The organism is Chryseobacterium ginsengisoli (genome assembly GCF_039542325.1).
In the GTDB taxonomy this organism is placed as follows: Bacteria; Bacteroidota; Bacteroidia; order Flavobacteriales; family Weeksellaceae; genus Chryseobacterium; species Chryseobacterium ginsengisoli.
Window position 1 is genome coordinate 708,469 of sequence record NZ_BAABHX010000001.1, and the last position, 21,443, is coordinate 729,911.

The following is a 21,443-nucleotide window of genomic DNA, read 5'->3' on the forward strand; positions in this document are numbered from 1 at the left end:
AAAAACGGGCTTCACAAAAACCCGTTTCTATCTTTAATAAATAAAACTTTGCTGTTAAACTGCGGTATAACCTCCATCAACAAGATAATAACCTCCTGTCATGAATGAAGATTTTTCAGAACTTAGGAATAGAACCAATTCTGCAACTTCTTCCGGTTTTCCCAATCTTCCCATCGGATGTTTTGCGATCAAAGCTTCTTTCATATCTCCGCTTGCACTTTCCAGAAGTGGCGTTTCAATATAAGCAGGACCAACTGCGTTACAACGGATATTTTTCTGTCCATACTCTGCGCCGATATTTTTTGTAAGACCTACAACAGCATGTTTTGCAGAAGTGTAAGCCGAAGAAAGTGGTGCTGCAACCGTTCCGTGAATAGACGCAATGTTTACGATAACTCCTCCTCCATTTTTGTCCATTTGTTCCAATTGATATTTACAGCCGTAGAAAACACCATCCAAATTCACACTCAAGACCTTTCTCCAACTGTCTAAACTGTAATCTCCCGTCAATTCCTGTTCTCCACCGATTCCGGCGTTGTTGCAGGCAATATCCAGTTTTCCGTAAATTTCGACTGTTGATTTCACCAATGCTTCTACCTGTTCAACATTCGAAGTATCCGCTTTCACAAATGAAGCTTCTCCGCCTTGCGATTTTATTTTTGCGACTGCCTCATTTCCATGTTCTTCATTGATGTCCGATACAATTACTTTTGCTCCTTCTTTCGCATATAATTCTGCGATTGCCAATCCGATTCCTGATCCTGCACCTGTGACAAGTGCTACTTTAGTGTCTAAAATTCCCATATTGATAAAATTTTAATATGATTTTTATTAAATTAACTTTATCTAATTTACGACTAAAACCGCCAATTGCTTCATAAGTAAGCAATAAAGTTTTCTTAAATTTTCAGGGGAAATATTAATTATTTTTAAAGAGCATTATTCTTGATAGAGGATTTTAAATTTATTTGAATATTAATTAAAAATTCTAATGATTAATTAATAATTAGAAACATACAGAGTTATTTTTTGATAAGTTTTTTAAGCTCTTCGTTTTCTTTTTTAAGGAATTCTATCATATTGTCTTTTTGTTGTAGAAGTTCGGTGTAAAGGTTTTTTATTTCTACTAAATTTTCAGTATTTTCAGTGTATATGTTTTCTACATAACCATTTCCGCTCGCATTTCCTGATGCATTTTCTCCGTTACCGATATTAAATACATTTCCTTTATCAATTTCTAATAAATCTAAAATTTCTTCTGCCTTAATACCCAAAGTTTCTGGTAAAAGTTTTAATTTATCTATTTCAAGATTTCTTTTTCCTGCTTCAACTCTTCCATAAGTTGTGACATCCATACCAAGTAAATCTGCTACTTCTTGTTTAGAAAGTTTTTTTGTTGTGCGGGTTGTAAATAATTTATCTGAAAGGTTCATTTATTTTTTTATTACAAATATAACTGTTTAAATTATTTAAAATTTTTATCCGATTTCAAATTTATTCAAAACTGAATAAAAATTGTTCAATTTTGATCGATTACACAATCCCTAGTTATATATATTTGCAATACAAACAATTTAAAATTTACACAATGAAAAAATTATTATTAGCTGGAGCTTTAGTTTTCACTGGCATTGTTAGTGCTAAAACATTTCCTTTTACAACTTCATGTGGTACAGTAATCCAAGTAAATGGAGATGGAATGGGAAGCATGACTTATGATCAAGTTATAAAAACCTTAAAATTAATGAATGGTGTTGTTTGTGGAACAACTAATGTATCAATCATCATTTATCAACATTAATTTTTTCAAAAAGCCAAGGCAAAATGTAAATTCTATATATTTTGCCTTTTCTATCTAAAAACTACAATGAAAATATTTTTTATTTTAATATTTGTTTTTTTAACAATTATTATAAAAGCACAAATTGGTTTTGACGTTGTTTATGAAGCTGATTATAAATTAACATATAAAGACCAGATTACAAATGCAACTACTCAAGAAGATGCTTTTGCACTTCTGATGAATACGAAAGAATCCTATTATAAAAACATGAAAAAATATATTATGGATTCTTTAAAGCTTGAAAAGAAAGTCTCCGAAAAATCGGATCTAGGAATCGGAATGAAATATTCAACTGATTTTCCTGAATATATAGGTACAACCATCGGAAAAATTTATATAACAACACCAATTTCCAATAAAATTTTTAAATACGAGGAAATAAATAATATAAATTGGGATTTGTCGAATGAATTTAAAATAATCGGAAAGTACAAGTGTCAAAAAGCAATGACAAAAAAATATGGTAGAACTTGGATTGCTTGGTTTACGGAAGAAATACCTTTTCCGTTCGGACCTTATAAATTCAATAAATTACCTGGATTGATTTTGGAAGTATACGATGATAAAAAAGATTACATATTCTCTATGTACAGTTTTAAAAAAAGAAAATATTTTGCTAAATCGGCAAATATGGAACCTAAAGCAACTTTAGTAAATAAATCAAAAATTTTCGACTATCAAAGGAGAGAAATTGCCGATCCCAATACATATAACAAATTAATTGATGATCCGGAAACCCTAAGATTTCTTATGAAAAAGGCACAAGAAAGAGCCAAAAATTATAATCCTATTGAACTAAGTCCGAATTAATTTGTATAAAATGCTATTTAAAACTCTCGCAATTTTGTGAGAGTTTTTCATTTATATATTGTAAATAATTTATCACCAAATTTCTTCAATCGTCTGATTTACATTATTAATTGAAAAATTCTGACCTTTACTTAATCCTGCCATTGCTTTTACTAAAGGAGATTCTGTAGAAACTGTCATTATTTTCTGGTCTTCCAAAATAATCTCTCCAATCGAAGCTGAAATATAAAATAAACCTTTATTAGTTTTTACCAACGCTCCGTTTTGAACTTTTGAGGATGGTTCTTCATTAATTTTTTGGATTAATGACTGCTGATTCAGACATTCATTCAGTTGTCTTTGCAGATTATTAATTTCCTGCTGCAGCATTTCCCGACCCGTTTCATATTTGTCGCCCATCGAACTTTTCGTATCATTATTTGAGGCACGCGTTTCTTCAATCAGACTTTCAAATTTTTGAATTTTATCTGCGAGTTTACTTTTAATAACATCTAATATTTTTGATTTATCCATAAACAAAAACTTTCATTTTAACATAAGATTTCAAATGTATTAAATAAATTTAATCTAATGTGATCTATTTTTGAACATAACATAATATTAAAAATCCAAATTAATTCAATTTTTATTGATTTATTTTCAACCTCCACACTCTTTACTACACAGCAATCTTTAGCGATAAAAATTTCTTTATTTTTAGAATTAATATCTTTAATTTAACATAATAATAATTTTAACGTTAATAAATTAAAAATAACACAAAATAAAACCAAATTAAAAACCTAAACATTATTAAATTTTCTTTAATTTAACCTCCATTTTAATTTTAAAAACACAACAAAACATATATTTGCGACCTAAATTTTATTAAAAAATACCATGACAAAAAAATTATTCGCTATTGCATTAATTGCAAATTATGGCTTGTTTTTTTCACAAGCCGGAATCAACACTTCAACTCCACATGCATCTTCAGCTTTGGACGTAAATTCAGACACAAAAGGAATGCTTCTACCAAGACTTACAACAGCTGCTGTGACGAGTCTTTCATCTTCTGCAAGTGAAGGTTTAATTGTATTCAACAAGGAAACAAAAACTTTTCTCGGTTGGGACGGAACCAAATGGCAAAACTTAGGATTTGAAGGATCAGGAACTAGTGGACAGACAGGAACTGTTTTTTCGCAGGGATTTGAAATTGGAAGCCCTGTAAATTATACTATTTCAGGATTTTCTCCATCAAGTTTTAGCTTCACATCCGGAACTACTACTATATCCGACGCTCCCTCTTTTTCACCACTATATTCCGAAGGAACAAGAGGTTTTGGATATTCAAATTCTACAACAGGAACAGTGACAAGTACTTATCTGGAGTTCAATACCGTTGATGCTTCGGCATATACAAATAACCTTACTTTGAGTTTTGATCTTGCAGCATTTTCTTACGGAAACACAACCAACGGTTTAGATAATACCGATTTGATTACAGTAGAAATAAGTACGGACAGCGGTGCAACCTATGCCACAAAACTGACACTTACGGGAGGAAACTCTTCTACAGGCTCAAATACAAGATGGGCATTTTCAGGAACAGGAAGTGCTACAAATACTTTCGCAGCATCAGGAATTACAGTAGCTTCACCAAACACCACTACAGGTTCAGGACAAACTTATACCGGAAATGATGCAATCACAAAATTATCTGTAACAGGAATTCCGAATTCAAATCAGTTGAGATTTAGAATTGGTGCGAGAAATAACGCAGCAACTGAACTTTGGGTGATTGATAACGTAAAATTACAGGCTTTGTAAGTTTAAATAGTTTAAAATATAAAAAAGCGGATTTCAAGTCCGCTTTTTTTATTTATCCTTTAAGTTAAAATTTTTTGATTAAATATTTCACTTTTCAAAAACAGCATAATCTCCAGGTTTGAAACTGAAATCTTTACCATCACTGAAATCTCTTTTCGTCTTATGGAATACATTTTTAAATGCTCCCGAAATATGATCATCGTCGATAGAGAAATTCACAGGTTCTTTTGACATATTTAAAACAACCAAAACCTCATCTTTATCATTTTTTCTGATATAAGCTAAAATTTTATCGTTGGCTGTTGTATTTAGAAGATAAGTTGTAACATTTGAATCACCTCCTCTTAACGCAGGATTAGAAGCTTTTAAATTTAATAAAGTTCTGTAAAAATCTGCGTTTTGGTAAGTATTTGTCCATTTGATAACATCTTTTTCGAAAAATTCCAGACGTTTCATATTCGGAAGTTCCTGACCTGAATATAATAATGGAACACCGTTCCAAGTTGCAGAAAATACTGCCATTGGCTTTGTAATGACTCCGTACTTTTCATATTCTGTTCCGTTCCATGAGTTTTCATCGTGATTTGCAGTGAACCAAGCTCTCATTGAGCTGTCTCCAATTTCAGAATATTTTCTCAAAAGATCAGTTAATTCTGAAAGAGGTTCATTTTTTTTATAATAATCTGCCGATTTGTGCATCCATTTCCATGAATAACTCGCATCGAAAACCTTTCCGTATTCAGGACTTTCCAGTTCGTCGAACTCGCCTAACCAGAAAAGCGGTTTTACTTTTTCAACTTCTGGACGAGCCTGTTGCCAGAAATCAACTTCAACCCAAGAAGCCAAGTCGCATCTGAAACCATCGATATTTGTTTCTTTTACCCAATATTTCATGGCATCAATCATGGCAAGACGCATTTCCTGATTTTTATAATCCAATTCGATGATGTCATCCATTCCCGAAGCACGGTGAAAACTTCCGTCCGGATCTTTCAAATAAAATTCGGGATGAGTTTTTGTCCAAACATGATCCCAACCTGTATGATTTGCAACCCAGTCGACAATAACCTTGAATCCTAATCGATGAGCTTCATTTACCATATGCTTGAAATCGTTCAAAGTTCCGAATTCAGGATTGATGGAAGTGTAATCTGAAGCTGCATAAGGACTTCCTAAACTTCCCTTTTTGTTTTCCTGAGCAATCGGCGTAATCGGCATGAACCAAAGCGTTTTCACGCCCATTGACTTCAATCTAGGCATTTCTTTTTCAAAGGCTTTGAAAGTTCCTTCTTTTGTATATTGTCTTACGTTGACCTCGTAAATATTTGTAGTATGTTTCCAGTTTGTAGGTAAATCCGTCATGTTTTTTGTAGCATTTTGAGTGGTACAGGAAACAATTCCCAAACCAATTACAGCAATTAAAATTAACTTTTTCATTAATTCTCTTTTAACAAAAGTAGGGATTGTGATTGAAAGAACGGAATTTTTTGAAAGTAAAAATGACTGAGAAAGTTATAAAAAGAAGTATTTTTCAATGCGAAACATATTATTTTCTAAGATTGTGAATTCATAATTATCTCTAAAAAATTCAATCATTTATTTTTTTGATGACGATTTGTATTTCCGACTGAAATCCTAGCCCCGATTGCAACGGCATCCTTTTTCTAAATGGTTTCGTAGAAAAGCGTTGGCGAAAAAAGATATAGTGGAAAGCGGGAAACAGCTCCTGAAAATAAATAATGAGCAATTGGTAATGAGTAATGGTTTTTATTTCTTCAAAATAATAGAGACAAATTTATTTAATAAAAAAGCCCTGAATTTTCATTCAGGGCGGTATATTTTTTTAGATCTTTCGATTATCTTTCATCATCGTTGTCATCTTCATCGTCGAAAGCATCGTCGTTGTAGTCTTCTTCTTCCTCATCATCAAAATTGTCATCATCTTCATCTGCAAAGTTGTTACTTCCGCCAAAATCATCATCAAAACCAAAATCATCTTCCATTAATGGCATTGCAGATTTCTTTTTAGACCCTCCAGTGCTTCCGTTTTTGCTTGGAGCTTTCAATGGAACATTTCCAAATCTGTACACTGTGATAGGGTAATTCACGCCTTTTGTCTCATCGATCACCTCAACCAATTCGCAGAAAAATTCCCAAAGGTCAAGAAGTCCGTACTGGAACTGAGCTTTATCTCCTGTGCTTTCGAAAGCCTCATCAATGTACACATCCGACATAATTTCGCCATCACCGTCATCACTCATATCTTCCAATGGAACACTTTTTACTATCGTTCCATCTTCTTCCAATAAATTAAAAGTTGAAAGCTCTTCGCCTTGAAGGCTGAACGCACTCTTAATTCCTAAATGTAAGTTCCATAGCGTCTGTTTTCCTTTAACTTCGATATCTCGGAAAATATCTTCTTTCGCATCTAATATTACGCGGATTTTGTAAACCATCAGTTTTTAAATTACTTTTTGCCTTTGTTATTATGATAAATCTCTATTGCAAATATAAAATAAATGAGATGTGACAAAAAAATATTTCGGGATTTTTTAAAATATTTTTTTTTCTTACATTTTGCAAAAATTATTTACTTTTCTCGAGCATAAAACTAAATTTAGTTCCTTCGAGATAAACACTTTCTACAGTAATGTTTTCGTTGTGAGCCTCAAGAATGTGCTTTACGATCGCCAAACCAAGCCCGGAACCGCCCTCTCTCCTACTGCGGCTGGTTTCCACACGGTAAAATCTTTCGAAAATTCTCGGTAAACTTTCAGATTTTATTCCCATTCCGTTGTCTATGACTTCTATTAAGACCTTATTTTTCAAAATATTGGTTTTTACGACAACTTTAGCTTCCTGTCTGTTGGCGTAATGAATCGCATTTGAAATTAAATTAATAAAAACCTGTGAAATCTTCTGTTTATCTGCCTCCACAAAAATTTGAGGCTGCAATGTCTGAATCTGTAATGTAGCATTATGTTTTTCTGCTTCGAGATCCAAAAGATCGAAAATTTCTTTGATTAATAAATTAACGTCGAATTTTGAAACAGTAAGATTAATTTCACCGGCTTCCAGTCTGTTGATCATATCAAGATCTGTAACGATAGCAATTAATCTTTCAACGGATTTGTCGATTCTTTCTAAATATTTATCACGGATCGTAAGATTATCAACACCGCCATCACGCAAAGTTTCAACATAACCCTGAATGGAAAATAGTGGCGTTTTAAGCTCATGAGATACATTTCCGATATATTCTTTTCGATAGCTTTCCATTTCCTTCATCATATCAAGCTCGGTCACTTTTTGCTGATTAAGGTCTGAAAATCTTTCTCCTAATTCTTTAATCGTGATATTTTCATCGTCATCGTGAACGATTTCTTGAGGCAAAAGCTGAGATAATCCACGAACCTGTTTTTTACCGTAATAATTAAACAGCAATTCCAATACTATATAATTAATGATAAAAATGAGGACAAGGCAGATGAAAAGCCCGATTTTAAAGAATGGTGTACTGTAATAGATATCTTTTAGTGAATCGAAAATGATTACTAATAGAAACATCACCAATGTCAGAAGACAAGAGGCGACAAGGGTAAGTCTGTAAAATTTCAATTTTACAAAAATTTTATTGGTTATATGTAAAGGTAAGAATTTGAAATTGAGTATTAAACAATAAGTTTATACCCAATTCCTTTTAAAGTCTGAATTGTATTAATTCCTAACTTTTCTCTTAGTCTTCTAATGTGAACGTCGATGGTTCTTTCTCCCACAATCACGTCATTACCCCAAACTTTCTCAAGAATTTCTTCTCTTTTGAAAACTTTCTCTGTGTTTGAAGCCAATAAATAAAGAAGATCGAATTCTTTTTTCGGAAGCAAAAACTGCTGTCCGGCTTTTGAAACTCTGAAGTTATCTTTATCAATTACCAAATCTCCGATTTCTATAAGTTTAGCATTATCAGAAACCTGAGAAGTTAACTGTAATAAAGCATTAACTTTAGAAATAAGAATTTTCGGTTTGATCAGCTTAACAATGTAGTCGTTTGCACCCGCCTGGAAACCTGCTAATTGTGAGAACTCTTCGCTTCTTGCAGAAAGAAAAACGATTAACGTTTTTTGTAATTCTTTAATTTTACGAAGTTCCTGACACGTTTCAATACCATCTTTTTCCGGCATCATGACATCTAATAAGATAAGATCGGGGATGATTTCTTTAGCTTTGTCGATACCTTCGTTACCGTTTGTGGCTGTATAGATATCATAGCCTTCCTTCTCTAGGTTGTAAGACAGAATCTCTAAAATATCCAGTTCATCGTCTATTAAGAGGATTTTCTTTTGGTTCATTTTCAATTTTTACGAGTCAAAGTTAATAATATTTTAATCACAGTTTAACAAAACGGACATCGTTCACATAAAGTTAACAATAATATCCTTTTATTAATGTTTAGTTAAGAAAAAATTAAATTTCGCTAAACCATTTACCCCGTCAATCTTTCATTCCTTTGCACCGAAAGAATATAGTAAAAAAGAAATGAATTTTAGAAAACTGAGTATCGCAGTTTTGTTTTTAACAACATCCGGAACTGTACTTTACGCTCAAGAGACCAAAAACGACACCGTAAAGAAAGAAAAGAAAATCGAAGGTGTAGTGATTAAAGGATCTACAAAAAAAGGAACTGAAGCAAACCTTATCAACCTGCAAAAGAAATCTGTAGAAGTTATAGAACGTGTTGGTTCTGTACAGCTTGCAAAACAAGGTGTAGGTGATGCAGCAACTGCAGTAACGAAAGCAACCGGAACTACAAAACAGGAAGGAAGCGGACAGATCTTCGTAAGAGGTTTAGGTGACAGATATAACAGTACTACATTAAACGGATTGCCAATTCCATCGGACGATCCGGAATACAAAAACATCAATCTTGAGATCTTCAAGACTTCAATGATCGAATATATTTCATTAGATAAAGTTTACAACCCAAAAATGCTTGGAGATTTCGGAGGAGCAAACGTAAACATTGTTTCTAAAGAACATACAGGAAAGCCTTATTTTAAAGTAGGTTTAGGAAGCAGCATCAATCTTCAGACATTCGATAAGAAAGATTTCAAAGTACAGGATGGATCTCCGGGATTCTTCGGATATAAGGAAACTAAATTTATTAAAGGAAATCCTTATCAAACATATCCTTTTACAACAAGCTGGAATTTTAAAAATGCCAAAAATCCTTTCAATACAGATATGAATATTGAAGGAGGTGCTAGTTTCGGTAAGTTTTCATTATTTGCTTATGCAGGATTTGAAAATTCTTATGAATACAGCAAAGGACAGGAGGGTTATTATTTCTTCGATAACACTCCAAGCAAAAGCTATACAAGCGTAGAACGTTTTAATTATAAAACTAATACAACGGCTTTAGTTAATTTAGGATATAAAATCAATTCTAATCATAAAATCAGCTTTACATCAAACTATATCCACTCTTCTGATCAGTCAGCTAAAATCTATCAGGGATATTCTTATGACGTAGACAGAAATGTGATCATCAACAGAGGTGATAATAAAATTACAACGACTTGGGTAAATCAATTATTAGGTACTCACAAATTAAGTGATACATGGACTGCAGATTGGGCTTTAGGTTATAACATGCTGAACAGCAAAAGACCAGACCGTATGCAGAATACTATTGATGCAACGAACTTGCAGCTTATTGCAGGAAGCGCTATCAATAACCACAGATATTTTGATGAGCTAAAAGATAATACAGTTTTAGGACACGCCTATCTTACGAAAACATTTGAAAAATTCAAGGTTACTGTTGGATATGACGGTCAGTATAAAGACAGAAAGTTCGAAAATACTACAATCGGTATGAACTTCAGTAATGTAACACCTGTAGATCCTAATAATATTGACGGATATATTAACGCAGGTAATAACTCATTATTCTCTTATACAACGTTCCAGCCAACTGATAAATTGTTTAATCCATTCCATTATACTGCAAAACAGAATATTCAGTCAGGTTTAGCGAATGTAGATATTACTCTTTCTGATAAATTCATTGTTCAGGTAGGTGGTCGTTTCGACTATATCGATATGCAGATGAAGTGGTTGGATCCAATTGCACAAGACGGTAAAAAGAACAAGCAATACAACAAATTTTTACCAGCTTTAAATGCTAAGTACAGCCTTAATGATAAGCAAAATTTAAGATTAGCTTTCTCTAAAACATATACATTACCACAGGCAAAAGAAATTATCCCGATTGCTTACTATGATGTAACAACCAATACATATGGTAACCAATTCCTTTATCCATCGGATAATTATAATGCAGATCTAAAATGGGAATTGTTCCCAAAATCAGGTGAAATTATTTCAGTAACTGCTTTTGGAAAATACATTCAGAACGCTATTGCAAGAACAAGTTATGCGAGTTCTGCGCCAAGTGACATGACGTATTTCAACATTTCAGACTGGGGATACATTGTAGGAGCTGAGGCAGAATTCAGAAAGGACATTTATTCTTGGAATAATTCTAAAGTTTATACTTTCCTTAATGCTACTTACATGCATTCTGATCAGGAATTTAAATCTGAAGCACAAATTGCAAAAGAAAACGGAGGTAAAACGATTGTATTCAACACTCCTAAAGATAAAATGCAGGGAGTTGCAGATTTTATTGCTAACGTAAACGTAGGATACAACTATAAGTGGAACAATGTAAACAGTTTAGACTTCGTAGCATCTTACTCACATATTGGTAAAAGTCTTTATTCAATAGGAACAGGATTTATCGGAAATTTCTATGAAGTTCCAAGAGAAATCCTTGATCTAAACTTAAGTTTTACATTAAACAAAATAGGAATCGGAATTTCTGCAAAGAACTTGCTAAATCCTCACTTCAAGATCGAGCAGGAAAATACAACTAAAACATTTATCCACAAGGACTATACAAAAGGTCGTCAACTTGGATTAAACCTGTCGTATAAATTTTAATAAATATTTAAATCTATAAAAGTTATGAAAAAAACAATTTTAAAAGCGGCTCTTTTCTTTTCATTAGCTGCGGCATTTTCATCAGTTGCAGTATCTTGTAGCAATTCTGATGACGATTCTACTGATACAATCTCATCAATTGATCCAAGTAACTTCAAAGGAAGCATTGCTGCTGGAACTACAGTAACGCTAGATCCTTCTAAAGTATATACAATTACAGGTAAAGTTACTGTTGAGAACGGTGCAAGCCTTATCATTCCTGCAGGAACAAGAGTTACTGTTGCAGAAGGTGCAAATTACCTTATCGTAGACAGAGGTGGTAAAATTTTTGTTAACGGTACTGCTACAAATCCTGTAACTTTCGAAGGTACAGCTCACAAGCAAGGACATTGGGGAGGTATTGTTATCTTAGGTAACGCTCCTTCAAACAGAACTTCTGCAGGTACATCAACTTCTGAATTAGGAGATTTAACTTATGGAGGTACAAACACTGCTGACAATTCAGGTATCATCAAATATCTTGTAATTAAAGACAGTGGATTCAAATATAATCCTGAAAAAGAATTCAACGGACTTTCTCTTTTCGGAGTTGGTAGCGGAACTACAATTTCTTATGTATATGTAACTGTTGGAGCTGATGATGGTGTTGAGTGTTTCGGTGGAAACGTAAATCTTGATCACATTGTAGTAACTGGTGTTGGAGATGATTCTTTCGACTGGACTGAAGGTTATAGAGGAACTGTAAACTACCTTTACGCTGGAAGAATGAAAGCATATCAAACTGCTGCTGAACCAGGAAACAGAGGTATTGAAGCTGATACTCAGGATACAAATCCTAATACAACTTTCGGAAACGGAGCTTCTAATCCTACTATCAACAATGCTACTTTCTTAGGAAACGCAGGAGGTTCAGAATCTCAAGGTATGAAAGTAAGAGCTGGATCTAACGGTCAGTTTGATAATATCGTTTTAGCAAACTACTCAACAGGTTTAGATTTCGAAACTGACAGAACTTTAACTTGGTTCCAAGGTGCTAATTATATTAAAAACTTAAGATTTGTAAACGTTGCAACAAAATCTAAAGCTAAAAACACAGCTGGAACAACTGTTGATATCACTTCAGTTTATACTGAAAACACTGCTGCATTAGGTGCAGGAAGCGGAACAGCTTTACCTGAATGGGCTAAAGGATGGACTGGTCTTACTAGTTTTGATACAACAGATGCAATGAACTAAAAGATATTAGTAATTAGTTTCTTCATATTAAATTAAAAACTGCATCGGAAATTGCTTTCCGATGCAGTTTTGATTTATAGCTCTTTAAATTTCATAAAAAACAGCGTTCTACTACATTTAGAATTGGGAAATAAACAGAAAAATGGTAATTTGGTCTTTTCAAATAGTATAGCTTTTTTAAAAGTGACTATTTACAGGTAAAATCTAAAATATTATGAAGAAAAATCATTTAAAGATAATCATTGCAGCGTTCATTATAGGTTCTTCTTTCGTTATTCATTCATGCAGTAAGGATGACGAAGAGACTGGAACAATTGCCGTTGTAGGAATAGCTCAGGATCCAAGCAATTTTAAAGGTGAAGTCACAAACGGACAGGTTGTAACACTTGATGCCACTAAAGTTTATGTGCTTAATGGTCCCGTTAAAGTTAAAGATGGAGGAAAACTTGTAATTCCTGCAGGAACCAGGATCGTAGCAACAACAGGAGCTGCATCATATATTTTAGTAGAACAAGGTGGACAGATATACGCCAACGGAACAGTAAATTCTCCTGTTTCATTTACATCATCGGCTGCGACTACAGGAACTTGGGGCGGTCTTATTATTTGTGGAAAAGCTCCGATCAATACAGGAACTACAAGCTCTTCTGAAATTGGAAACTCCACTTATGGAGGAACTTCTGCAGCAGATAATTCAGGATCTCTAACCTATGTGAGAATCGAAAATGCAGGAATCAATTTTGCTACAGGTATAAAATTCAACGGACTTTCTTTGTTTGGTATAGGCAGCGAGACTAAAGTAGAAAATATAGCTTTGGTAAACGGTGCTGAAGACGGCATCCAGATTTACGGAGGAACGGTAAATGTTTCTAATATCGTTTCGGTTGGCAATGAAGATGATGCTTTTGTCTGGACAGACGGATGGATCGGGACAGGAAATAATATTTATACTAAAAGAAAAACAAGCGGAACAGGAAATACAGGAATCAAAGGAATTAATAACGCTACGAATATTGCTGCAACTCCCATATCCAAACCTACCATTAGCAATGTAACCTTGCTGGGCGGAACTACTGGAGAATCTAATGCCATAAGACTTGAATCAGGATCTTATGCAAGTTTCAAAAATATCGTTATTTCCAACTGGGCAAATGGTTTTAATCTTGACAGTACACCTACGATAACTTATATAAATGGTCAAAGTAAAATCGAAGACGTCTTCTTTGACACGAATGTGACTAATAAAGTTGTAGCAACAGGTACGACTATTGCAGCTAACACTTTCACTGAAAAAGCCGATGCAACTGGTGCAGGAAGCGCAACAGCGAGCCCGGCTTGGGCGCTTGGCTGGTCTACTTTACAATAATAAAGAAATCAAATTTCATATAAAAACGGCATTAGAAAATATTCTGATGTCGTTTTATTTTTGATCTTCTATTTTCCAATCCAGTACTTCAATATTTCTTTCTGCATAATTTATGGCTTCCTGTATAGACAAAAATGGTTGTGAACAACTATCTGAAAAAATATTTCCTTCTTCGTTCATAAAATATTTTCCGAAATGAAGAAAATAAACCAACTCTTTCTTAGAAGACGAAAAACGACTCTGATTTTTTCCTTGAAAATTCTCCCAATCCTCCTCTACCAAAAGAATCGGCAGATAAGTATTTCCTGAATATTTCCATTCTCCTGATTTAATAATTCTTTGCATGGTTAAAATAACTTTGATTCATTCAAAAGTATTTTAATTAAAAATTTCTGGTTTTACTATTATGTTAAATCTGATATTAATTTTTGTATTTATTAAATAAAAAAAGGACGAAGTTCAAAACTTCATCCTTTTAATTTTTATATCTGATTGAATTTTAAGAATATTCAAATTTTCTGACAGCTTCTAATGTCATATCAATCTCTTTATCTTTAATTGCATCGCTGATGAAATATGTTTCATAACCACTTGGCGGAAGATAAATTCCATTCTGCAGCAGTTGATGGAAGAAATTATTAAATAATGAATGATTGGCTTCCTGAGCTTCATCAAAATTTGAAACTCTGTTGATATGGAAAAACACAGACATCATCGAACCTTTCCTGTTGATTTTATGTGCGATTCCTTTTTCATTTAAAATTTTTCCGATTTCAAAATCTAAAGTTTCTGTTGTTTTTGCTAATCTGTTGAAAAATTCAGGATCGTTTTTAATGATTTGCAACGTTTTTAACCCGGCTCTCATTGCTAAAGGATTTCCACTTAAAGTTCCGGCTTGGTAAACACCGCCTTTGGGAGCCAAATGATCCATAATTTCGTTTCTTCCGGCAAAAGCACCAACCGGAAGTCCGCCTCCGATTACCTTTCCGTAAGTTACTAAATCAGCTTTCACATTAAACAATTCCTGCGCTCCGCCAAAAGCCAATCTGAAACCAGTCATCACCTCATCAAAAATCAATAAAGCTCCGTTTTCGTCACAGATTTTTCTTAATTTTTGTAGGAATTCATTTTCAGGAAGAACACAACCCATATTTCCCGCAACGGGCTCGATAATTACCGCAGCAATTTCCCCCTGATTATGTCTGAATAAATCTTCAACCTGCTCAAAATCATTATATCTTGCCAATAAAGTATCTTTTGCAGTTCCCGCTGTTACACCCGGAGAATTCGGATTTCCAAAAGTTGCAGCACCACTACCCGCTTTAATCAAAAATGAATCTGAATGACCATGATAACAACCTTCAAATTTTATAAATTTATCTCTCCCTGTAAAACCTCGCGCCAATCTGATTGCACTCATACAAGCTTCCGTTCCTGAGGAAACCATTCTGATCTGATCGATATTCGGAACATTTTCTGTAATAAATTTTGCAATTTCAGTTTCCAGTTCTGTCGGAGCGCCAAAAGAAAAACCTTTTTCTGCCTGAATTTTCAATTCTTCCAGCACTTCAGGGTGAGTATGCCCTAAAATAGCGGGTCCCCAAGAATTTATATAGTCAATATACGTGTTGTCATCGGCATCGGTAAGGTAAGCTCCTTTTGCAGATTTCATAAAAACCGGCACTCCTCCCACAGATTTGAATGCTCGAACAGGAGAATTTACCCCTCCCGGAATGTATTTGTAAGCTTCTTCGAATAAAGCTGAACTTCTTTGGTATTTCATTTTTATAAGTTGATCGCTGATGGTAATTAGCTGATAGAATTTCTCTGCAGTTTTAAAACTAACAACTATCAACCAAAATCCAACAACAAATTTTAGTTTCTAGGTTTTTTATCAATCAAATAAATCAATTGTCCGGCAGAAGGTTGTTGCCCTTCATCCATTCTGTTTTTTGCGTATAATTTATTTAATTTGATTCCGAATTTTTGCGCGATATCGTGCATATCTTCGCCGGATTCGGCTTTGTAAGTTGCTGTATTTCCGTCGGAATTTTTAGATTCAAGGAAAACGATATCATTTTTTTGAAGAACATCATTTTCCAGCTCATTCCATTTAATCAGTCTACTTTCGCTTATTTTGAATTTTTTAGCAATGAACTGAACATTCGTATCTTCCGGAATGATAATATATTTTAAGCCGTCATTCGGATGACTTTTAATTAAAATTGAATTAAGAATCTCCGCTTTTGTCTTAATTCTTTCCACTCTTTTCTGCTGCTGAGCGTAAGAAGTGGCTTTATAAGGAACCTCAACTGTTACAGGCTCTTTCACTTTTTTTGTATATTTTTCAGGTTCTAGCTGAGCCATGAAAGATCTGTCGTCCTTCAAATCTGGATACAGTTTCAAAACGGCATATAAAGCTTCTTTTGAATTTGTATTGTCGAATTCGTATAATTTATAACGTTCAATTTTACCAATTAAAATGGAAGCATAACGAGGATTTGTAGCATAACCTGCTTTTTTCAGTCCATTTGCCCAAGCTTTGTAATCCTTTATATCAAGATTGAAAAGTCCTGTATAATATTTTCTTGTTGATAAAAATATAGAGTGATCTTCGTAAGACTGTCTCGGATCGTCATACACACGGAAACATTCGTTGGGAGCATCATCGGTATGTTTCATGGTTTTTCCTGTCCAATCTTCTTTACATTTGATTCCGAAATGATTTTTGCCTTCCTGAGCCAATATACTTTGTCCGCCTCCGGTTTCCAAAAGTCCCTGTGCAAGAGTGATAGAAGCCGGAATTTTGTATTTTTCCATCTCCTCCACTGCATATTTTGCAAATTTTTGGATGTATTGGTCTTCAGTTGCCCAAGTCTGAGCTGAGAATTTTGATAAAACTAAAAGGCTTATTAGTAAGAAAAGTCTTTTCATGTTTTTCAATTTTACTTTATATAATTAAATTTCTGTTCTGTTTTTCTAAAAGCAAATTTGCTCCTTCAATTCCCTGCAAACCGCCGGTATGAAAGCACAAAATTTTGCTGTCTTCAGGAAAAAAATCTTCTTCAATCAGTTCAAAAACTTTCTGCATCATTTTTCCTGTATAGATCGGTTCCAACGGAATTCCGTATTTCTCTTTAAAATCATTGATAAAACGAATATTTTCGTCTTTTATTTTACCATAACCTCCAAAAGCTGAATCTATTAGATTAAAGTTTTTACGTAAGGTTAATTCAAAGATTTTATTTTCAAGTGAATCATCGTCAACCGCCTTAAAACCGATAACTTTCTGATTTTCTTCACAATATTTCGAAATCCCGGCAATCGTTCCTCCCGTTCCGACTGCGGTGCAAAGATAATCAAAATCTTTTGTTTCGTTATTCAGCATCATTTTAACGCCTAAAACAGCATCTTCATTGGTTCCGCCTTCAGGAACAATCAAGGCTTCGGGAAATTCTTTCTGTAAAAATTCGGTTAATTTTTCTTTGTGTCGATATTCCTCCCGCGTAACAAATTGTAAATTCATTCCGTTTCTTTTTGCAAAAAGTAAGGTTGGATTATCGCGCCATTTATCTTTTAATTCCTCCCCTCTAATAATTCCTAATGTTGGAATTCCCGCTAAGTTTCCGACTGCCGAAACTGCCGAAACATGATTTGAAAAAGCTCCTCCAAAAGTTATAATGTAAGGTTTTTCAGGATTTTTAGCTAAATAATTATTAACGTTAAAAAATAACTTCCAATATTTATTTCCTGAAATCTGAGGATGAATTAAGTCTTCTCTTTTAATGAAAAGTTTTACATTTTTATCTATAGGAATTTCCTGAATGGGGATTTTTTCTGTCGGGAGTTGTAGTAACATTTTAGCCTAAATCATATTTAACAAAATTAATGTTTTTTCACTTTGTAAATTTGTTCAATCCTTCAATTCGAATGGATGCTTCGAGAACCTCAGCATGACAACGCTATATCATTAACTAATAAACAGATAGTATTAGGAATGTCATGCTGAGGTTCTCGAAGCATTTTTATTATCGTATGACAAAATAATTACAAATATTTTCTAAATTGCCAGAATTTTCTTTTTCTAAGGTAATTAAGATCATGTTCATTGGCATAAGCTTCTCTTTCGAAGGAGATTCTTTTGTAAGCCTGATAACCGTTTTTCAGTTTAAAAAACCAGTAATAATATTCAATGACATAAAAAATATAAAAGAAAATGATCAACATTTCCAATTGTTGTTTCAAATGGATTTTTTCATGATTGATCAATATCTTATTTTTCTTATCTTCGGGTCTCCTAATCAATATGAAAGGGAAAAGAGCAATGCCATTAATTTTTAATATTTTTAAAGGCTTTTGGCATACAATTATCATAATAACAAATATAAAGTTTTTTGACTTAGAGATTTAACTTATGGCACTTTTTGACATCAAAGAAGGTGAAGACTTTTACTACAACGAGCAAGGGTACAAGGTTTTTACAGAAAAATTTCATCTGAAAAGAGGACATTGCTGTAAAAGTGGCTGTAGACATTGTCCTTACGGATACGATAAAAAGACCGATACATTCATTAAAAACGATAAAAAAAATAAATAAAATGAAAAAATATATTTTTATTTTGTTAGCTTCGGCTACTTTGGGTTTAACATCTTGTAGTCCTTTCAACGTACGTTCTGATTATGCTGATACGGCAAATTTTACTTCATATAAAACTTATAAATTAAGAATTGATGATTTAAAATTAAATGACATTGATAAAGACAGAGTTTTGAACGAATTGTCGAGACAGCTTCAAAGCAAAGGTCTTCAGTCGGGAGAAAATCCTGATTTGATCGTAAATGTAAAAGCAAACCACAAAAAAGTGACTGATATCACCAACAATTCTCCTTACGGAATGTACGGTTGGGGCGGTCCTTTCGGATGGGGTGTCGGAATGAACAGAACATGGACAAGCAATTATAATGAAGGAGCAATTATCGTGGATTTGGTAGATGCAAGATCAAACAAATTGGTTTGGCAGGGAATCGGGAGCGGAATTTCTGTAGACCGTCCTAAAGCTAAACAAAAACAAATCCCTGAAATTGTAGCAGAAATCATGAAAAATTACCCTCCACAAAAGGGAAAATAAGATTTTAATTGATCAAATATATTGAAAGTCAATGCAGTTTTGCATTGACTTTTTTAATTATTAATGATGTCTGATTCCTTTTTGATGATAATCCACATTTTTTGGTTGAGCATCGTAGTTTTGTGGTGCCGTTTCGTATTTAAAATTTGTTTTTGGAGCTACTTCATTAATTTCCGGCGTTTTAAAATGTAGTTTTTTTCCGTTTTTATAAACTTTTCCATCGGAAGTAAAATACATTTCATCTTTTTTATAGGTATTTCCATCGGACGCTGTAAAAGTAGCAGGTTTGTTTCTCCTATTTTTTATTTTACGGCTTAAATAAACTATTGTTCCTCCCGTAATTAATGCCAAAGCGATTTTTATATTATTATTCATAATGGTGATTTTATAGAATAAGACAAAATATCTGCCAATTTTAATTTAAAATATACCACAAGTTTTCAATTAATAAAATTGAATCTGCTTTTGGTCTTATAATTGGATACCATTAAAAACACTATTAAATCATTAAAAATATAATATTATGGCAACTAAAACCACTTCACCGAAAAAAACGGCTTCAAAAACAACTGTAAAAAAAGCACAGGCAAAGACAAATTCAAAAATTCCTGCTAAAAAAGATGCAGCTAAAGATCTTCAGGATTTATTTGAAGATGCTTTGAAAGATATTTACTGGGCAGAAAAAGCATTAACAAAAGCTTTACCGAAAATGGAAAAGAATGCCACTCATCCTGAGCTTAAAAAAGCAATTGCAAGTCATCTTGAAGAAACCAAAGTTCATGTGATGAGGCTTGAAGAATGTTTCAAATCTATCGGCGTGAAAGCAGAAGCTAAAAAATGTGATGCTATGCAAGGTTTACTAGATGAAGGCAAAAGCATTATGGAAGAAACACAGATCGGTGCAATTCGTGATGCCGGAATCATTGCAGCTTCCCAAAAAGTTGAACATTACGAAATTGCAACTTATGGAACTCTTGCAGCTTTTGCTAAAGTTTTAAAAGAAAAGCAGTGCTTGAAGAACTTCATGGCTACCTTAAAAGAAGAAAAAAACTGTGATAAATTATTAAGCAAAATTGCTGATACAGCATTAAATACTAAAGCTAAATAAAAATTAACCAATTATATACAGAAAAGTCAATGCAAATTTTGTGTTGGCTTTTTTGATTAAAATAGAAAAGGCTGTTAATAAAATCAACAACCTTTTCGGATTTAAATTTAAAAAAAATTAGTTCTTGATTGTTTTAAAAGACTTTTCCGTTCCGTTTTTGAAGTGTAAAGTCACAAAGTAAATTCCTTTTTGTAGATCATTCAATTGTAGCGTTGTTGCAGGCTTTTCAAGTGTTTTTATGATTCTTCCTACGGCATCGTTTATTGTAATCGTTTGCACATTTTTAATATCGGAAATATTTACAATGTCGTTAAAAGGATTTGGATACACTTTTATCCCAGATGAAACATCACTTTCTTTAGTTCCTAAACTTACAATAGGTTCCCAAACTGCATCATCCCAATAATGTCCTGCAAAAGAAGTTCCCGGATTACGGATCGCTAATCTTGTTCCGTCCGGGACCGAAGTCGGAACTGTAAAAGTTCTTTGTGCAGCGACATCATTGTAACTTGTGTTATTGATGTTAATTCCCTGAAGAACTACAAAAGTGTCTGGAAGATTATCCTTGATATAACCAAATTCCAGATAACCTGCAGAGTTGGCTTTCATTTTCACTTTCAGATGATGAGTTCCCGCATTGATGTTTGAAATCGGCGGCATTATAACGATAGAAACTTTTCCCGTTCCATATCCAAACTGGTAGATCTGACTCGTTCCTGAAGCCGGAGAAGTCGAAGAAATAATCTGGCTTGCTCCATTTAAAATCACACTGTCCCAACAAGTCGGAACCACTCCCATATTACAACAAGAGTATGCATCAAAATTCTCAGAAAAACTGCTTACAGCACTGCATTGAGCATTCGCAGAAATTCCACCCAAAATCCCCAAAAGAGGAAGACAAATTTTAAAATATAAATTTTTAATCATTCTAAATAAAAATAATAAACACAAAAATAGCACATTTTATTATTGAGATTATTTAAAAATTTAATGATATTTATCAATTAATAAAAGCTTAATATTGAATTAATTCGGATATATTATAAATATAAGGCACTTTCATTATCAATATTTCATAATGAAGCAATAATGGAATTCAACTTAATTCATTGAAGATTGAAATTTAACAATTCCGTA

23 protein-coding genes are annotated in these 21,443 nt (G+C 33.3%); 9 read left to right on the plus strand and 14 right to left on the minus strand.

Annotated elements, in window-relative coordinates; genetic code table 11:
• Positions 1 to 54: 54 nt before the first annotated feature.
• A complete protein-coding gene (locus tag ABD940_RS03305) occupies positions 55 to 804 on the minus strand; it encodes an SDR family NAD(P)-dependent oxidoreductase (protein WP_345200295.1) in 750 nt (249 codons plus the stop codon).
• Positions 805 to 1,022: 218 nt separating this feature from the next.
• On the minus strand, positions 1,023 to 1,433 hold the full coding sequence (locus tag ABD940_RS03310; RefSeq protein WP_345200296.1) for a helix-turn-helix domain-containing protein: 411 nt from the start codon (positions 1,431 to 1,433) through the stop codon (positions 1,023 to 1,025).
• Between the two features lie 155 nt (positions 1,434 to 1,588).
• Between ABD940_RS03310 and ABD940_RS03315 the strand changes: the two genes are divergently transcribed.
• Positions 1,589 to 1,801: a hypothetical protein gene (locus tag ABD940_RS03315; RefSeq protein ID WP_345200297.1), complete on the plus strand. Its 213-nt coding sequence runs from the start codon at positions 1,589 to 1,591 to the stop codon at positions 1,799 to 1,801.
• A gap of 66 nt (positions 1,802 to 1,867) precedes the next feature.
• The gene (locus tag ABD940_RS03320) at positions 1,868 to 2,653 is read left to right on the plus strand and encodes a GLPGLI family protein (protein ID WP_345200299.1); all 786 of its coding nucleotides are present in this window, start codon (positions 1,868 to 1,870) and stop codon (positions 2,651 to 2,653) included.
• Positions 2,654 to 2,725: 72 nt separating this feature from the next.
• Here the strand turns inward: ABD940_RS03320 and ABD940_RS03325 are convergent, their stop codons facing one another.
• Positions 2,726 to 3,166, minus strand: a complete 441-nt coding sequence (locus tag ABD940_RS03325) for a hypothetical protein (protein ID WP_345200300.1) — start codon at positions 3,164 to 3,166, stop codon at positions 2,726 to 2,728.
• Positions 3,167 to 3,532: 366 nt separating this feature from the next.
• Here ABD940_RS03325 and ABD940_RS03330 point away from each other — a divergent pair, with 366 nt between their 5' ends.
• Positions 3,533 to 4,462 (plus strand): hypothetical protein, encoded by a 930-nt coding sequence (locus ABD940_RS03330; protein WP_345200302.1) that lies wholly within the window; start codon positions 3,533 to 3,535, stop codon positions 4,460 to 4,462.
• 87 nt (positions 4,463 to 4,549) lie between these two features.
• Here ABD940_RS03330 and ABD940_RS03335 read toward each other — a convergent pair whose 3' ends face one another.
• The 4 genes from ABD940_RS03335 to ABD940_RS03350 all read right to left on the minus strand — a co-directional run bounded on the left by ABD940_RS03335 (position 4,550) and on the right by ABD940_RS03350 (position 8,811).
• Positions 4,550 to 5,899, minus strand: a complete 1,350-nt coding sequence (locus ABD940_RS03335; RefSeq protein ID WP_345200303.1) for an alpha-amylase family glycosyl hydrolase — start codon at positions 5,897 to 5,899, stop codon at positions 4,550 to 4,552.
• Positions 5,900 to 6,318: 419 nt separating this feature from the next.
• Positions 6,319 to 6,918: an IS1096 element passenger TnpR family protein gene (locus ABD940_RS03340; protein WP_345200304.1), complete on the minus strand. Its 600-nt coding sequence runs from the start codon at positions 6,916 to 6,918 to the stop codon at positions 6,319 to 6,321.
• 130 nt (positions 6,919 to 7,048) lie between these two features.
• The gene (locus ABD940_RS03345) at positions 7,049 to 8,080 is read right to left on the minus strand and encodes a sensor histidine kinase (RefSeq protein ID WP_345200305.1); all 1,032 of its coding nucleotides are present in this window, start codon (positions 8,078 to 8,080) and stop codon (positions 7,049 to 7,051) included.
• 53 nt (positions 8,081 to 8,133) lie between these two features.
• The gene (locus ABD940_RS03350; RefSeq protein WP_345200306.1) at positions 8,134 to 8,811 is read right to left on the minus strand and encodes a response regulator transcription factor; all 678 of its coding nucleotides are present in this window, start codon (positions 8,809 to 8,811) and stop codon (positions 8,134 to 8,136) included.
• Between the two features lie 187 nt (positions 8,812 to 8,998).
• Here ABD940_RS03350 and ABD940_RS03355 point away from each other — a divergent pair, with 187 nt between their 5' ends.
• From ABD940_RS03355 to ABD940_RS03365, 3 genes are all read left to right on the plus strand, one after another.
• The gene (locus ABD940_RS03355) at positions 8,999 to 11,467 is read left to right on the plus strand and encodes a TonB-dependent receptor domain-containing protein (RefSeq protein ID WP_345200307.1); all 2,469 of its coding nucleotides are present in this window, start codon (positions 8,999 to 9,001) and stop codon (positions 11,465 to 11,467) included.
• A 24-nt stretch (positions 11,468 to 11,491) separates the two neighbouring features.
• Entirely contained in the window at positions 11,492 to 12,703 is a 1,212-nt protein-coding gene (locus ABD940_RS03360) for a hypothetical protein (protein ID WP_345200308.1), read from the plus strand.
• A gap of 214 nt (positions 12,704 to 12,917) precedes the next feature.
• Positions 12,918 to 14,069, plus strand: coding sequence for an autotransporter outer membrane beta-barrel domain-containing protein (locus tag ABD940_RS03365; protein WP_345200309.1), 1,152 nt, complete (start codon positions 12,918 to 12,920; stop codon positions 14,067 to 14,069).
• A gap of 54 nt (positions 14,070 to 14,123) precedes the next feature.
• Here ABD940_RS03365 and ABD940_RS03370 read toward each other — a convergent pair whose 3' ends face one another.
• The 5 genes from ABD940_RS03370 to ABD940_RS03390 all read right to left on the minus strand — a co-directional run bounded on the left by ABD940_RS03370 (position 14,124) and on the right by ABD940_RS03390 (position 18,443).
• Positions 14,124 to 14,414, minus strand: coding sequence for a hypothetical protein (locus ABD940_RS03370; protein WP_345200310.1), 291 nt, complete (start codon positions 14,412 to 14,414; stop codon positions 14,124 to 14,126).
• A 154-nt stretch (positions 14,415 to 14,568) separates the two neighbouring features.
• Positions 14,569 to 15,852: a glutamate-1-semialdehyde 2,1-aminomutase gene (gene hemL, locus ABD940_RS03375; protein ID WP_345200311.1), complete on the minus strand. Its 1,284-nt coding sequence runs from the start codon at positions 15,850 to 15,852 to the stop codon at positions 14,569 to 14,571.
• Positions 15,853 to 15,944: 92 nt separating this feature from the next.
• Positions 15,945 to 17,003, minus strand: a complete 1,059-nt coding sequence (locus ABD940_RS03380; protein WP_345200312.1) for a glucosaminidase domain-containing protein — start codon at positions 17,001 to 17,003, stop codon at positions 15,945 to 15,947.
• Positions 17,004 to 17,019: 16 nt separating this feature from the next.
• Positions 17,020 to 17,928, minus strand: coding sequence for a 1-aminocyclopropane-1-carboxylate deaminase/D-cysteine desulfhydrase (locus ABD940_RS03385; protein ID WP_345200314.1), 909 nt, complete (start codon positions 17,926 to 17,928; stop codon positions 17,020 to 17,022).
• 188 nt (positions 17,929 to 18,116) lie between these two features.
• On the minus strand, positions 18,117 to 18,443 hold the full coding sequence (locus tag ABD940_RS03390; RefSeq protein ID WP_345200315.1) for a hypothetical protein: 327 nt from the start codon (positions 18,441 to 18,443) through the stop codon (positions 18,117 to 18,119).
• Positions 18,444 to 18,483: 40 nt separating this feature from the next.
• Here ABD940_RS03390 and ABD940_RS03395 point away from each other — a divergent pair, with 40 nt between their 5' ends.
• Positions 18,484 to 18,666 carry a C1orf53 family protein gene (locus tag ABD940_RS03395; RefSeq protein WP_029294953.1) on the plus strand — a complete coding sequence of 61 codons (183 nt, stop codon included), beginning with the start codon at positions 18,484 to 18,486 and terminating at the stop codon, positions 18,664 to 18,666.
• Position 18,667: 1 nt separating this feature from the next.
• Positions 18,668 to 19,198 carry a DUF4136 domain-containing protein gene (locus tag ABD940_RS03400; RefSeq protein ID WP_345200317.1) on the plus strand — a complete coding sequence of 177 codons (531 nt, stop codon included), beginning with the start codon at positions 18,668 to 18,670 and terminating at the stop codon, positions 19,196 to 19,198.
• Between the two features lie 60 nt (positions 19,199 to 19,258).
• Here the strand turns inward: ABD940_RS03400 and ABD940_RS03405 are convergent, their stop codons facing one another.
• Positions 19,259 to 19,573, minus strand: a complete 315-nt coding sequence (locus tag ABD940_RS03405; protein ID WP_345200318.1) for a hypothetical protein — start codon at positions 19,571 to 19,573, stop codon at positions 19,259 to 19,261.
• A gap of 148 nt (positions 19,574 to 19,721) precedes the next feature.
• Between ABD940_RS03405 and ABD940_RS03410 the strand changes: the two genes are divergently transcribed.
• Positions 19,722 to 20,306, plus strand: a complete 585-nt coding sequence (locus tag ABD940_RS03410) for a YciE/YciF ferroxidase family protein (RefSeq protein ID WP_345200320.1) — start codon at positions 19,722 to 19,724, stop codon at positions 20,304 to 20,306.
• A 117-nt stretch (positions 20,307 to 20,423) separates the two neighbouring features.
• On the opposite strand, the gene ABD940_RS03415 is transcribed toward ABD940_RS03410, so the two are convergent.
• Positions 20,424 to 21,233 carry a T9SS type A sorting domain-containing protein gene (locus tag ABD940_RS03415; protein WP_345200321.1) on the minus strand — a complete coding sequence of 270 codons (810 nt, stop codon included), beginning with the start codon at positions 21,231 to 21,233 and terminating at the stop codon, positions 20,424 to 20,426.
• Positions 21,234 to 21,443: the final 210 nt, after the last annotated feature.